Raw genomic sequence first — 14,104 nt, forward strand, 5'->3', positions numbered from 1 at the left:
CTAGACCGGGCTGACAGCGCGTCGTCGCGCTCCGGTCACCGTATCATAACGTCCGGTCGACGGCGACCGAACGCTCATCTCAGTCCTCGGTGAATTTAGCCAGATCGATTTCGCCATGGCGGAACGGGATCCAATACTTGGTCTCGGTATTGTACTGGATTCCATAGATGTTTGTGCAAAACACCTTCTGCGGCGGCAAAGCACCCGCCGCTTCCTTCTCGGTGCGCGACGAATCGACCAGCTCAGACGCCTTGAACTTCGCCCAAGCCGAGGCAACGTCACCGCGCTCCGCTTCCGGAAGATCGTTGATCTCCATAGCGAGATCCCACGTCTTCTCCAGGTCGTTCCAAAGATCGTCCAGATAGGTTCCCATGACCCTCGTCCGTCCCGCGTCTTGTTCGATCGCTCAGCTACGCCGGCTTATACCAAACGCCGCCGCGAGTTAAACCTGAAACTTCAGCCTTTGCCAGCCGGCGCGAGTGTCTTATGAAACGCCGGCCTTTGTAAACCGCCTGTCACTTTTCCCTGCCGGCGGGAACCTGCCGAGATGTGATGATACCTGGTCCGATTCGCAGCTTCCTGAACAACCGGCACCTGATCTGGCAGCTGGCCAGGCGCGATGTCGTCGGACGCTACCGCGGGTCGGCCCTCGGATTGGTCTGGTCGCTGATCCAGCCGCTGCTGATGCTGTGCGTCTACACCTATGTCTTCGGGGTCGTGCTGCAGGTCCGGTGGAGCGACCGGCTCCAAGACCAGGGCGAGGTCGCGTTTGCCGTCATCCTGTTCTCGGGGCTGATCGTACACGGGCTGTTCACCGAATGCTTCACGCGCGCGCCGACCCTTGTGATCGAGAACGCCAACTTCGTTAAGAAGGTGATCTTCCCGCTGGAGATCCTGCCCTACACGGTGCTGCTGTCCGCCCTGTTCCACACCGCGGTCAGCATGGTGGTGCTGCTGGCGGCCCATGTGATCCTGGACCGCGATCTGGCGTGGACCGTTGTACTCCTGCCGGTGACGGTCGCGCCCCTGCTGATCCTGATGGTCGGGATCACCTGGCTGCTGGCATCGCTCGGCGTGTTCCTGCGGGATATCGGACAGGTCACGTCGGTCATCAGCACCGTCCTGCTGTTCGTCAGCCCGATCTTCTTTCCGGTCGAACGCCTGCCCGAGACCATGCGCGGCATCGTCTACCTCAACCCGCTCAGTCTGATCGTTGATCAGGTTCGCGCAGTGGTACTGTACGGTCGAATGCCGGACTGGCAGGCCCTCGGCCTGTACACTGCGATCGCGTTGGTCGTCGCTCAACTTGGCTACATGTGGTTCCAGCGCACCCGGCGCGGCTTTGCCGATGCGTTGTAGCGGCCGCCGGCAGTCGCGTTGACCGGCCTGTAACGAACCGGTATCCGACACCGGCGATACTGAGGACACGGGGAATACGGCGACCATGGCCACGACAACCACGCCCAAGGCCCGCGGGACATCCGATCCGGCCGTGCCGGAACGTGCGACCGCGGTCCTCATCCTCGGCATGCACCGAAGCGGCACGTCGGCCCTGACCCGTGCCTTGAACCTGCTCGGCGTCGCACTCGGCGACAATCTTCTGCCGCCGGCAGCCGGCAACAATGAGACCGGGTTCTGGGAACACCAGAGCGTCGTCGAACTGCACGAAGAACTGCTCGCCGAACTGGGCATGACCTGGGACGACCCTCGCGCCGTGGCGAGCGACTGGCTGGATCGACCGGAGACGGCGGAGATCAGGGCGCGCATCGCCACCCGCATGCACGACGACTTCGGCAGCACGGCACTGTGGGGTGTCAAGGACCCGCGCATGTGCCGGTTCGTGCCGCTGTGGGAGCAGGTGGCCCACGAAACGGATGCCACGCCGGCCTGGGTCATCATGCTGCGGCACCCGTTGGAAATCGTTCGCTCCCTGCAGCAGCGCGATGGCCTGTCGAGCGGACGAGGGTATCTGCTGTGGCTCCGCCACGCGCTCGAATCCGAGCGACATACCCGGGGCACACCCCGGGTCTTCGTCGACTACGCCTCTCTGATGTCGGACTGGCGCGCGACACTGCAGCGGATCGCCGATGAACTCGGCCTGCCGCTCGCGCTGGACGACAGCGGGGCGTCGGATGCAATCGATGCATTCCTGAAACCGCAGCTCCGCCACTTCTCGTTCCACGACGAACTGCTGAAGGAAGATGCCTGCCTGGCACGCTGGGTTGGCGCGGCCCACGATGCTTTCGGCCGACTGCTCACCGGACCGGACGCCGAGGCCGAGGCCGCCCTTGATCTCCTGGCGGCGGAGCTCGACCTCGCGGGCTGGTACTACGACGACGTGGTGGGCGACGCCGCGCCGCGCGAACAGCGGCTGGCCGACGAGATCAACGCATTGCATCAGCGCCTGCATGAACGGCAGATCTGGGCTTCCGAGCAGGAAAGTCGGGTCGGGGAGCGCGAGGCCCGGATCGCCGAACGCGACACCAGGATCGCCGAGCGCGATGCCATCATCGCCAATCTGCGATCAACGCACGACGAACTCGCGCGCTCGCAAGCGCGCGCCATAGACGACTTGCAGCAGATCATAAGCGGCAAGGACGCCGAACAGCACGAACTGCGCAGCGAGATCGCCCGCCTGCACCAGAACTTCCGATACGTCGCGTCGACGTTTTCCTGGAAGGTGACGCGACCGCTGCGCCTAGTGACCCGGGTTGTATCGGGAATTCTCGGTGCGCTGCGCCTGCGCACGCTTGAACTGATGCCAATCAGTTTCGTCAATCTGCGTCCACTCGGTCACGGTCACTTCGAGGCCGAGTCGCTGCATCCCTACATGATTCTGGACACTCGGCGCGGACGCTTGCCGACGGGCTGGGTGGAGGTCGAGTACCGGATCGAGGCCAAGCGCGTCGCGTCGCCGTTCTTGTTCATCGACCAGGGCGCCGGCATCAAGGAATCGGATCGCATCCGCCTTCCCCCGACGCGGAACGGCCATGGCAAGGTCATCGTCCGGTTGCCCGATCGGGTGACGGCAATCCGCTTCGATCCGGTGACATTCATCGGCGAGTTCAAGCTGGAACCGATTCGCGTCCGTGAATTGAACAGCGTCATGCTTGGAATCCTCCTGGTCTGGCAGCGGATCAGGCCAGCGCTGACCAACCGCGATTCCCGGATCCGCATCTGGAACGGCCTTCGAACCGCCTTGAAGCGGGGTGGCATCCGCGAGGTCAAACAGGGCCTGCTTCGTCAAGCCACGACACCGCTTCCCGCCTATCACCAGTGGTGCGACGCGTACGCAACGCTGACTGAGGCCGACGTCCAGGCAATCGGCGACCACATCAAGAAGATGAAGGCCAAGCCGGTTCTGTCGGTGATCATGCCGACCTACAACACCGACCCGGAAGTCCTGGACCGCGCGATCCAGTCCGTTCGCAACCAGATCTATCCGCGCTGGGAGCTGTGCATCGCGGACGACGCTTCGACGCACGGCGAAACACAGGAAGTGATCCGCCGCCACGCCGGCGAGGACGACCGGATCAAGACGGTGTTCCGGGAGGTCAACGGTCACATCTCAGCGGCGTCAAACTCGGCGCTTGACCTTGCGACGGGCGATTTCGTGGTCCTGCTGGACCACGACGACGAATTGACGAGCCACGCGCTCTACATGATCGCCAGCGAGTTGAACGACCACCCCAACGCCGACGTCATCTACAGCGACGAAGACAAGCTGGACGACAACGGCGAAGCCTATCAGCCCTACTTCAAGCCGGACTGGTCGCCGGACATGTTCCTGGCGCAGAACTACCTGAACCACGTGAGCGCCCACCGCCGGAGCCTCGTCGAAGCCGTCGGCCGGTTCCGGAAAGGCTTTGAAGGCAGCCAGGACTACGATCTGGCCTTACGCGTGATCGAGCGGACGACTGCGGAGCGGATCCGACACATCCCGCATGTCCTGTATCACTGGCGCGCGGTGGCCGGATCGGTGGCCGGTGCCGATGAAGCCAAGGACTACGCATTGGAGGCCGCCCGGCGGGCGATCACCGAGCATCTCGAGCGGACCGGGGTTGATGGCGAGGTCGTGCCGGGTGCCGATCGGTTCAGCCACCGGGTCATCTACGCGCTGCCGCAGACGCTCCCGCTCGTCAGCCTGATCGTGCCGACACGCAACAAGGCCGAGGTGCTGAAGCTGTGCATCGACGGCATCCGGGAGCACAACGACTACCCCAACTGGGAACTGATCCTGGTCGACAACGGCAGCGACGAGGATGAGTCGCTTGAGTATCTCGAAGCGCTTGGGAAGGACCCAAGGATCACTGTCCTTCGCGACGACGGGCCGTTCAACTACTCGCGCCTCAACAATCGCGCCGCGCGAATGGCCAAGGGCGAGATCCTCGGGCTTCTGAACAACGACATCGAGCCCATCAACCGGGACTGGCTGACCGAGATGGTCCGTCAGGTCGTACAGCCGGGAGTCGGGGCGGTCGGCGCCAAATTGTACTATCCGAACGACACCCTGCAGCATGGCGGCGTGATCGTTGGCCTGGGCGGCGTGGCAGGGCATTTCGACAAGCGGTTGCCGCGGAGCGAACGGGGCTATTTCGGGCGGGCCGGGATCGTCCAGAACTTCACGGCGGTCACCGCAGCCTGCATGCTGATGCCGAAGACGGTGTGGGACGAAGTCGAAGGGCTGGACGAGCACCACCTCTCGGTGGCGTTCAACGACGTCGATCTTTGCCTGAAGGTTCGCAAGGCTGGCTACCGCATCGTCTGGAGCCCATACGCCGAGCTTTATCATCATGAGTCCGTGAGCCGCGGCCAGGACACGGAGCCCGAGAAGCTGGAGCGCTTCGCGTCGGAAGTCCGCACCATGCAGACCCGCTGGAACACGACGTTCGACGCCGACCCCTACTACAATCCCAATCTCACCCTGGACTACGAGACGCCCCATCTGGCAGACCCGCCAAGGGTCATCCGGCCTTGGGAAAAGTACTTCGCGGAGGATTGACGCTCCCTACTCCGCCGCAGCGGCCCTGCCCGATCCCGACTGCCGGCTGACCAACCGGGCGTACAGCCCTCCCTTGGCCAGCAACTCGTCGTGCCGCCCGATCTCGATCACCCGGCCGTGCTCCAGCACCACGATCCGGTCGGCCTCACGCACCGTCGACAGCCGGTGGGCGATAACCACCGTCGTCCGACCCTGCTGCAGCCGTTCCAGCGCGCCGCGCACCAGCCGCTCGTTCACCGCGTCGAGATGCGAGGTCGCCTCGTCGAGGATCAGCAGCGGCGCATCCTTCAGGAAGGCCCGGGCGATTGCCACCCGTTGCCGCTGACCGCCGGACAGGCTGGCTCCGCGCTCGCCGACCCGGGTCGCCAGGCCATCCGGCAGACTGTCGACCAGATCGCCGAGCGCCGCATGATCGACGGCGGCCCGCAACTCGGCATCGCTGGCATGCGGCTTGGCCATCCGGACGTTGGCCTCCAGCGTGTCGTTGAACAGGTAGGTGTCCTGGGCCACCAGGGCGACCCGGTCCAGCACCTGCTCCAGCCGGTGGGCCCGCAGGTCGAGGCCGTCGAGCAGGACGCGCCCGGACTCGGGATCCCAGAATCGCATCAGCATCTGCGCGGTGGTGGTCTTGCCGGCGCCGGATGGGCCGACCAGCGCCACGGTCTGGCCTGGCTCGACCGCAAACGTCACACCGTCGAGCGCCGGCCGGTCGGTGCCGGGGTAGCGGAAGCGGACATCCTCCACCGACAGCGCGACACCGCCGGCCGGCCGCGCGGTCGCGACACCAGGGCCGTCCTGGACCACCGGCACCTCGACTTCGACCGCGTGAATGCGGCGCGTCGCTCCCAGCGTGTCGGCAAGCTGCCGGCCGATCTGCGCGATCTCCGATACCGGCAGGAATGCAGCCAGCGCCAGAAGGGTCAGCAGCGGCAGCAGGCCGGGATCGATGGCACCGGCCGCCGCGCGCGACGCTCCGGTCACCACGATGGCCAGGCCGCCGAGGCCGGTCAGGACTTCCAGCAGGCTCTGCTGGGCGGTCAGTTCCCGGAAGAACGGCATGCGATGCCCGACATGAGCGTCGGTCAGCCGGTCGAGGTCGTCGCCGCGCGCCGCTTCCTGCCGGTTCGCGACGATCTCGCCCAGGCCCTGGACGGAATCCACCGCGTGCGCCGCCAGTTCGCCGGAAGCTTCCCGCGCCTTGGAACCGAGGCTGTCGACCCGACCGCGCATCAGCCACGGGCACAGGCCGACCGCCAGCAGGAACGGGGTCAATGCGACCGCCAGCCAGACGTCGGCCCAGGCCAGAGTCGCCAGCACTGCCGCCGGCACCAGCACCGCCACGAACGCCGGCGCCACGGTGTGGGCGAAGAAATACTCGACCAGTTCGACATCCTGGGTGGCGATTCCCATCAGATCACCGGTGCGCCGTCGCACCAGATAGGCCGGCGCCAGTTTGTCCAGCTTGTCGAACAGCGCGATCCGCATCTCCGCCAGCAGCCGGAACGCCACGTCGTGGGCCAGCCAGGACTCCGCCCAGTGCAGGATGCCGGCCAGCGGTGCCGTCACGAACAGCCACGGCAGCAGCGGCTCGAACGGCCGCCCTTCCTTCAGCGCCAGCACGATCAGCGCGCTGATCACCCCGACGCCGATGAACGCGATCACCCGGGTCACCCCGAACAGGAAGGTCAGGGTCATCCGCCCCTTCCAGGGAACGATCATCGCCATCAGCATGCCGACCAGCCGCATCCAGCCAAGGCCCTCGGCCGCGACGATCCCCTCGGTCGGCCCGCCCAGCACGTCGTAGCGCCGGGTAGACGCTGCCGCCTCGGTGGCGGCCGCTGCAGGCGCCTCGTCCAGATCGCCATCGTTCGCCGCGCGCTCGGAGTCGCGGACCTGCGCCGCCATCAGCGAGGCATAGACCCCGCCCTTGGCGAGCAGCTCGCGATGCGGCCCCTCTTCGACCACCCGGCCGTCGTCGAGCACCAGGATGCGGTCGCAGTCGATCACGCTGGACAGCCGGTGCGCCAGGATCAGCGTGGTGCGCCCCTGCATAAGCCGATCGAGGGCTGCCTGAATGGTCGCCTCGTTCTCGGCATCGACGGCCGACAGTGCCTCGTCCAGCACCAGGATCGGCGCGTCCCGCAGGATCGCCCGGGCAATCGCCACCCGCTGGCGCTGCCCGCCCGACAGCTTGATGCCCTTCTCGCCGACCGCGGTGTCGTAGCCCTGCGGCAGACCATCGATGAAGCCGTGAATGTTGGCGGCCCGCGCCGCCTCGATCACCTGGGCTTCGCTCGCGTCCGGGCGCCCCAGGCGGATGTTCTCGCCGATCGTACCGTGGAACAGGAAGGCGTCCTGCTGGACGACCGCGATGCGCGAGCGGATCGCCTCGAACGGCAGGCCGCGCAAATCTTCGCCGCCGATCCGCACGGTTCCGGCATCAGGGTCGTAGAACCGCAGCAGCAGCCGCACGATCGACGACTTGCCGACGCCGGACGGGCCGACCACGCCGATCCGCTCGCCCGGCCGCACCGCGAAGCTCAGTTCCTCGTGGGTGACCCGCCGGCTGCCCGGATAGGCGAAGCGGACCCCTTCGAACGCAATGCTCGGCTCCAGGTCCGGCACGGCGCGCGCCGGGGCGTCGACCACCGGTACCCGAGCGTCGAGCAAACGGTACAGCCCCTGGGCAGCCGACAGGCCGACCATGCCCTGGTGCAGCACGGTGCGCAGGTCGCGCATCGGCCGGAAGATCTCCACGCCCATCATCAGGATGACCAGCAGCGCCGACAGCTCCATGGCCCCGGCCTCGACCCGCCACGCACCGAGTGCCAGGGCGGCAGCGGCGCCGATGGCAATCGAGGCGTCGGTGATGCCGCGTGCAGCGGTATTGGTGCCGAGCACCCACATGGTCGTGCGGAACAGCTCGCGCGCCTTGTCGGCCAGCATGCTCGCGCGGTCGCCGGACTGCCCGAACGCCTTCAGGGTGGCGAGCCCCTGGATCGAATCCAGCAGCTCGGCGGCGAACGCGGCGTAGGCGCGCTGCCGGGCCTTGGAGTTCGCGGTGTCACGCTTGTGCCACATCGCCGGAGCCAGCAGGGCGATCAGCGCAAAGCCCAACAGCACCGCCGCCACCGGCAGGTCGAGCCAGGCGACGAACGCGAAGATGAGGACCGGGGTCAGGACCGCCACGAGCAGCTGCGGCAGGTACTGGCCGAAATAGGTCTCCAACTGTTCCACGCCGTCGATCAGCGCCAGGGTCAGGTCGCCGGACCGCTCGCTGCCGACATAGGCCGGGCCCAGGGCGGTCAGGCGCTCGAACAGCGCACGCCGCAGGTGCTTCTGGACGATCGCCGCGGTCTCGTGGGCGATCATGTTACGCCACTGCTCGAACACCCCGCGCAGCACCATCACAACGGCCACGCCGACCGCCGCCGGCAGGAGATCCGTCAGGCTGTCACCGGCGAACACCCGGGCGATCAACCAGCCGAGCAGCGCCAGCCGTGCTACGCCCAGGCCAACCGCGATCAACCCGACCAGTACCGCCCAGACGATCCGTCCGCGAACACCTTTGGTGAAGGCCCAAAGACGAGGTTCGAAATGCATGCTCGCCACTCCAGCGTTCCAATGACCGGAAGCACCCTACGTCGAACGCTTTCGTTCGTCCGTGGACAAAAGCGAAGATCAACCGTACAAAAACGTACAGAATATCCATCAGCTGCAACAACTACCGTAGTGCCATGATCGGTGACTGGGACAACCTGCGGACCTTCCTGGCGCTGGCCGAGGAAGGCAGCCTGACAGCAGCGGCCAAGCGGCTGCGTGTCAGCCACCCGACGATCGCCCGCCGGATCAAGACGCTTGAGGAGGAGTTGGGGACCCGGCTGTTCGACCGGCTGCCCGACCGCTTCCAGCCGACCGAACCGGCATTGGAATTATTGCATGATGTCAAGGAGATGGAGCGCGCCTCCCAGTCGATCGACCGACGCAGCGCCGGCCTGTCCGGCTCGCACCTCGGCACGGTGCGGATCTCGGTCGACGAGACCACCGCCGATTTTCTCGGCCGCCATCTCGCAGCGATGCGTGCCAATCATCAGTGCATCGAGTTCGAGATCGTCGTCGCCCACATCTCCGCCAACCTGTCGCGCCGCGAAGCCGACCTGCTGGTGCGCTCGCGGGTCCCCGACCTCGCCAGCCTGGTCGGTCGCAAGCTCGGCGCCTTTGCCTATGCCGTCTATGGTACGCCCGAGTTTGCCGCCGACTGCGACGGCTCGACCGCTGCGCTGAAGGAGCTGCCCTGGGTCGGTTTCGACGACGAGCACCAGTACATGCCGGGCCAAGTCTGGCAGACCGCGTTGCTCGGCAACCGACGCCCGGCTGTGCGCACCAACAACGGCATCGTGCTGGCCAACGCCGTTCGCGGCGGCAACGGCGTCGGGGTCCTGCCCTGCTTTCTGGGTGACGCCGACCCGCAGTTGAGCCGGATCACGCCGATCCTGGACGACGCCCGCGCCGAGCAGTGGCTGCTGGTACATTCCGACCTGCGCCATGTGCCGCGCGTGCGAATCGTCATCGACGTGCTGGTCGAGCTGTTCCGCAGCCGTCGCGCGGAGATCGAGGGCGAGACTGCGGTCCCGCCGCTCCGCGAGGTGCCCCGCCTCACCGCCTAGGCCGTCACGACATCATTCGCGGACGGCACCTTGTGCGGCAGCGGACGGCCGTGCCTATGATCCCCGCCGTGCGACCATGCGCCCGGGAGACTGCGTGATGACCGATGAAACCGAGTTCACCGCCGAGGGTGGCTGCACCTGCCGGGCGGTACGGTACCGCCTGACCAGCCGGCCGATGTTCGTGCACTGCTGCCACTGCAGCTGGTGCCAGCGCGAGACCGGAACGGCGTTCGCCCTGAACGCCATGATCGAGGCCGATCGGGTCGAGCTGCTGAGCGGCGCGCCAGAGGCGGTGAATACGCCCTCGAACAGCGGCAAGGGCCAGAAGATCAGCCGCTGCCCGACCTGTCGGGTTGCAGTGTGGAGCAACTATGCCGGCGCCGGCGACGCGGTAAGGTTCGTGCGGGTCGGAACGCTCGATCAACCGAGCCGGCTGCCGCCCGACGTGCACATCTTCACCTCGACCAAGCAGCCCTGGGTGGCGCTGCCGGCCGGTACGCCGGCGTTCGAGGAGTTCTACCGGCGCAGCGAAGTATGGCCCGCGGACAGTCTGGCGCGCCGCCAGGCCCTGCTCGGCTGACGGGTCAGGGTTCGACCACTGGCGCGATCGGCGGGCTGCCGCCGGAGAACTGCCGTACCAGGATCGCCACGCCCACCGCCACGTAGACGGCGCATCCCAGCGGCAAAGCCTCGATCGGGACCCCCAGGTTGAGCAGGACGCCGAGCGACGCCGGCGACAGCGCGCTCGCCACCACGGAACAGGCAGTGACCAGGGCACGGACCGCGCCGAGGTGGCGTACGCCGTACAACTCGGCCCACAGGGTTCCGAGCAGGGTGGAGCTGACCCCCGCCGTCGCCCCGGCCGACATCAGGAACAGGTAGCCCGACCAGATCGGATCGAATACCGCCAGCACCAGGAGGCCGACACCCAGCGGCACCAGGTAGAACCGGGCGGTCCACCGGGCGCCGAAGCGGTCGATCACCGGTCCCGCGACCAGCGCGGTTCCGACCTGGCAAATCGCGTAGCCGACATAGCCGAGAGCGAACGCCGCAAGGTCCCAGCCCTTGGTCTCGGCCAGATGAACCTGATGGAACAGGATGCCCGTGACGATGAAAGACGGCGCCATCACCGCGATCAGGACGCGGCGGAACAACGGGTCGCGGGCGACCTCGCCACGGGTCCATTGCCGGGTTTCGTCGGCCGAGCCGGTGGCCGAGGTACGCTCCAGGAGGGCCGCGTGCCGTCGACCGTGCGACGCCAACAGCAGCAGCGCGAGCGGCATGATCAGCACGACCACGAGTACCGCGGCGCCGCCGTAGGTCTGGCGCCAGCCGAACGCCACAACCGCCGCGATCGCCATGACGGGCCACAGCGCCTCGCCGGCGGGAAACCCGAGGGTGGCGAGGCTGACGGCCTTGCCACGGACCGCCGGATCGGCGTACCGCGCCGTCGCGGTTACCGAAATATGCGAGGCCAGCCCCTGTCCGAAAAACCGCAACAGGAAGATCGCGATTCCCAAGGTCAGCGGACCCACAGCCGACGACGCCGCGGTCGCGGCAAGGCCGAGTCCGAACAGCACCACCGCCGCGAACAGCCGCAGGTCGATCCGGTCGATCAATCCGCCGGCCCAGATCAACAGGAACCCGCTGACCAGGGTGGCGACCGAATAGAGCATGCCGAAGCTGGCGTGGCTCAGTCCGAATTCGTCGCGGAAGTGCTGGGAGAACAGCGAGATGAAGTAGGTCTGTCCGGGGCTCGACGCGAACGCCATCAGGAACCCGAACACCAGCAACCGCCAGTCCGCGCGCAAAGCCGCGAGGCCGGGATAGGTCATCGCTCGCCCTCGTCCACGATCGCAAGAAGCTCGGGCGGGTTCTCCACCCCCGGCAGCGGCAGCGATCCGCGCTCAAGGGTTGCCACGCTCGTGCCGGCCGCATCCACCACCGCGCGGCTGGCCAGTACGGCATCGCCGGTGATCTTGCAGGCCTGCTCGATACGCGACGCCAGATTGACCACGTTGCCGATCACCGTGAACTCCAGGCGCTCGGCACTGCCGACATTGCCGACCAGGGCAGGACCGATGTCCAGGCCGATCCGTTGTTCCAACGCCGGCTGGCGGCGGGCCGCGCGCTCGGCGTTCAGCTCGGCCAGCGCGCGAACCATTCGGATCGCCGCCCGGATCGCGCGCGACGGTGCGTCCGGGCGAATCCCGGTGGTGCCGAAGGTCGCCAGAATGCCGTCGCCCAGGAATTTGTCGACCGAGCCGCCCTCGGCAAAGATGACGGCCGTCATCCGCGCCTGGTACTCGGCCAGCAGCTTCAGGGTCGCGTCCGGGCCGAGCGCCCGCGACATCGGGGTGAAGCCGGCGAGATCCGACACCAGGACCACGATGTTACGCACCCGCCCTCCGGGCCGCATGAAGTCCACGTCCGCCTCGGCGATGCGATCCGCGACCTCGGGCGAGAAGTAGCGTCGCAGCTGGCTGTTGGCCTGCTCCAGCGCTACCGCCCGGCGCACTGTCTGGCGGGCGACCCATGCGACCAGCACGATGCTCAGCCCGGTCGCCGCCGTCAGCCCGAGGGAATGGGCGACCTTGCCGAGGTGCACGTCCTGATCCATCACGTGCTCCTGCCAGGTGGCTTCGGAGGCAAGGACGGTGCGCGGGTCGTCGAACGCGACCGCCAGCAGGAACAGCTGATAGGCCAGCGTCAGACCTGTGACCATCAGCGGATACCGCGGCCGCAGGGTCAGGGCGCTAAGCGCGCACACCACCAGGGCCGCCGGCACGCCTGTCTTGATCACGTACGCCGCCGGGATCCGGTCAATGCCGGCTGCCTGCCATTCCAGCAGCGGAGACGGGGCGATCGTGACGAAGGCCACCACCACGGTGGCAAAGCCGATCAACTCCATCGCCCGACGCCGGGCCAGCAGCACCAGAAGTCCGGCATTGATGGCCGCGGCGAACACGCCGGTAGCCAGCAAGAAAGCCTTGCCGGCCTCACCGCTGATGAAGATCAGCCCGCCGATCCCCCAGGTCAGGGTGGCCCCGACCATCGCGAACAGGAACCAGCGCAGCCCTTGCAACTCGCGTTCACGCAGCAGGGCGGCCGGGCCGTCCATCAGCTTCGCCAGCGCAGCGTCGTCTCGCGAACCGGATTCTCGAACGGCACGCCATCGGCGCGCCAGGCGGCATAGGCTTTCTTGAGGCGGAAGTACCACTTGGCCTGGACGTCGGCGTCGTTGATCAGCATCAGCGTGGGGTTGTGCGCCAGGCCCCGCTGCTGGCGGACTACGACGTCGCGGTCCTGGGCCAGGAAGCGCCGCACGAACGGCGCCAGCACCGGCCTCAGCACACTCAGCCAGGGGATCGACCAGAACATCAGCTGGTGAATCTCGGTGGTGGTCGCGTCGACCGGCGTGACCGCGGTCAGGCCGCACACCCGGTGCCGGCCGATCTCGATGTCCTCGACCCGGATGCCCGGCAGGTGAAACCGGATCTCGGTGGTCGGCGCTCCGCCCAGCAACCGGTACGCGGCGGAATTGGACGACGGCTGGTGCCGCAGCATGGCGAACCCCAGGTCGACCGGCCCGAACCGCTTGGCCTTCTCATGGATCGACTTGCGCGACCGCCACCACCAGCTGGTGTGCACGAACGGGCCATGGGCCGGGTCCATCAGGCCGATCACGGCGTGGTCGATATGACAGGGAAAGCTCATGCGCTGCACCAGTCCCGGCGCGCGGCTGGTAACGTCAGGCAGCACCGGAGGCGGCACCGCGGGTTCGGCGATCGAACGAGGGTCAGCCGGCATGTAGATCCAGATTGCGCCGTGGCGATCCACCACCGGGTAGGTACGCACCCGGATCTTGTCGACGTCCATCGCCTGGTCGGTGGTCAGCGACGGGATGGCGGTGCAACGCCCATCGGTGCCGAAGCGCCAGCCGTGATAGCAGCATTCGACCTCGCCCTGGTCGAACCGGCCGTCGGACAGCGGGATGCCGCGATGCGGGCAGATGTCGCGCATCGCGAACACCGCGCCACTGTCGTCGCGTCCGAACAGCACCGGCTCGCCCAGCAGCGTCTTCGACCGCAGTGCACCGCGGCCCAACTCGGCCGACGGCAGCGCGAAATACCAGATGTCGCGCAGGAACGTATCGTCGGCACGCTGGGTGTCGGAACGGAGGGATGCTGACATGGCGCGGACAGTGCCATCGCCTCCGAACGGAGGCAACAAGCCGCTGCGGGACCGACGCTAGAACACCAGCTGGTCGTCGCCGCCGGAGCCGCCGATGACAATCTCGCCGCGGTCGGACAGGTCCTTGGCCGACTGCACCATCGCCTGCTGCGCCTCCTCCACGTCCTTCAGGCGGATCGGCCCGAGCGACTGCATGTCCTCGCGCATCAGCTTGGCCGCGCGTTCCGACATGTTGGAGAAG

10 protein-coding genes are annotated in these 14,104 nt (G+C 67.1%); 4 read left to right on the forward strand and 6 right to left on the reverse strand.

Annotated elements, in window-relative coordinates:
- Nucleotides 1-79 precede the first annotated feature (79 nt).
- Nucleotides 80-373 carry a hypothetical protein gene (locus RIC54_RS11945; protein ID WP_350097298.1) on the reverse strand — a complete coding sequence of 98 codons (294 nt, stop codon included), beginning with the start codon at nt 371-373 and terminating at the stop codon, nt 80-82.
- A 179-nt stretch (nt 374-552) separates the two neighbouring features.
- On the opposite strand from RIC54_RS11945, the gene RIC54_RS11950 reads away from it, so the two are divergent.
- Nucleotides 553-1,359 (forward strand): ABC transporter permease, encoded by an 807-nt coding sequence (locus RIC54_RS11950; protein WP_350097300.1) that lies wholly within the window; start codon nt 553-555, stop codon nt 1,357-1,359.
- 85 nt (nt 1,360-1,444) lie between these two features.
- Entirely contained in the window at nt 1,445-5,002 is a 3,558-nt protein-coding gene (locus RIC54_RS11955; protein ID WP_350097302.1) for a glycosyltransferase, read from the forward strand.
- A gap of 6 nt (nt 5,003-5,008) precedes the next feature.
- On the opposite strand, the gene RIC54_RS11960 is transcribed toward RIC54_RS11955, so the two are convergent.
- Nucleotides 5,009-8,605, reverse strand: a complete 3,597-nt coding sequence (locus tag RIC54_RS11960; protein ID WP_350097304.1) for an ABC transporter ATP-binding protein — start codon at nt 8,603-8,605, stop codon at nt 5,009-5,011.
- Nucleotides 8,606-8,739: 134 nt separating this feature from the next.
- Between RIC54_RS11960 and RIC54_RS11965 the strand changes: the two genes are divergently transcribed.
- On the forward strand, nt 8,740-9,669 hold the full coding sequence (locus RIC54_RS11965; RefSeq protein ID WP_350097306.1) for a LysR family transcriptional regulator: 930 nt from the start codon (nt 8,740-8,742) through the stop codon (nt 9,667-9,669).
- 97 nt (nt 9,670-9,766) lie between these two features.
- Nucleotides 9,767-10,249, forward strand: coding sequence for a GFA family protein (locus RIC54_RS11970; protein WP_350097308.1), 483 nt, complete (start codon nt 9,767-9,769; stop codon nt 10,247-10,249).
- A 4-nt stretch (nt 10,250-10,253) separates the two neighbouring features.
- On the opposite strand, the gene RIC54_RS11975 is transcribed toward RIC54_RS11970, so the two are convergent.
- The 4 genes from RIC54_RS11975 to RIC54_RS11990 form a co-directional block, all read right to left on the reverse strand.
- Entirely contained in the window at nt 10,254-11,504 is a 1,251-nt protein-coding gene (locus tag RIC54_RS11975; RefSeq protein WP_350097310.1) for an MFS transporter, read from the reverse strand.
- Entirely contained in the window at nt 11,501-12,790 is a 1,290-nt protein-coding gene (locus RIC54_RS11980) for an adenylate/guanylate cyclase domain-containing protein (RefSeq protein ID WP_350097312.1), read from the reverse strand. The genes RIC54_RS11975 and RIC54_RS11980 overlap by 4 nt, the downstream gene beginning before the upstream one ends.
- Nucleotides 12,790-13,863, reverse strand: a complete 1,074-nt coding sequence (locus tag RIC54_RS11985) for a Rieske 2Fe-2S domain-containing protein (RefSeq protein ID WP_350097314.1) — start codon at nt 13,861-13,863, stop codon at nt 12,790-12,792. Before RIC54_RS11985 ends, RIC54_RS11980 begins: the two co-directional genes overlap by 1 nt.
- Nucleotides 13,864-13,920: 57 nt before the next feature.
- On the reverse strand, nt 13,921-14,104 hold a 184-nt coding region (locus tag RIC54_RS11990), incomplete at its 5' end, for a FliG C-terminal domain-containing protein (protein WP_350097316.1).

Source organism: Thalassobaculum sp., assembly GCF_040219215.1.
Classification (GTDB): Bacteria; Pseudomonadota; Alphaproteobacteria; order Thalassobaculales; family Thalassobaculaceae; genus Thalassobaculum_A.

Bases quoted from the DNA above. Each gene is read 5' to 3' on its own strand.
- RIC54_RS11965 (WP_350097306.1), top strand. From the start codon at position 8,740: ATGATCGGTGACTGGGACAACCTGCGGACCTTCCTGGCGCTGGCCGAG.
- RIC54_RS11980 (WP_350097312.1), bottom strand. From the start codon at position 12,790: ATGGACGGCCCGGCCGCCCTGCTGCGTGAACGCGAGTTGCAAGGGCTG.
- RIC54_RS11975 (WP_350097310.1), bottom strand. From the start codon at position 11,504: ATGACCTATCCCGGCCTCGCGGCTTTGCGCGCGGACTGGCGGTTGCTG.
- RIC54_RS11945 (WP_350097298.1), bottom strand. From the start codon at position 373: ATGGGAACCTATCTGGACGATCTTTGGAACGACCTGGAGAAGACGTGG.
- RIC54_RS11970 (WP_350097308.1), top strand. From the start codon at position 9,767: ATGACCGATGAAACCGAGTTCACCGCCGAGGGTGGCTGCACCTGCCGG.
- RIC54_RS11960 (WP_350097304.1), bottom strand. From the start codon at position 8,605: ATGCATTTCGAACCTCGTCTTTGGGCCTTCACCAAAGGTGTTCGCGGA.
- RIC54_RS11985 (WP_350097314.1), bottom strand. From the start codon at position 13,863: ATGTCAGCATCCCTCCGTTCCGACACCCAGCGTGCCGACGATACGTTC.
- RIC54_RS11950 (WP_350097300.1), top strand. From the start codon at position 553: ATGATACCTGGTCCGATTCGCAGCTTCCTGAACAACCGGCACCTGATC.
- RIC54_RS11955 (WP_350097302.1), top strand. From the start codon at position 1,445: ATGGCCACGACAACCACGCCCAAGGCCCGCGGGACATCCGATCCGGCC.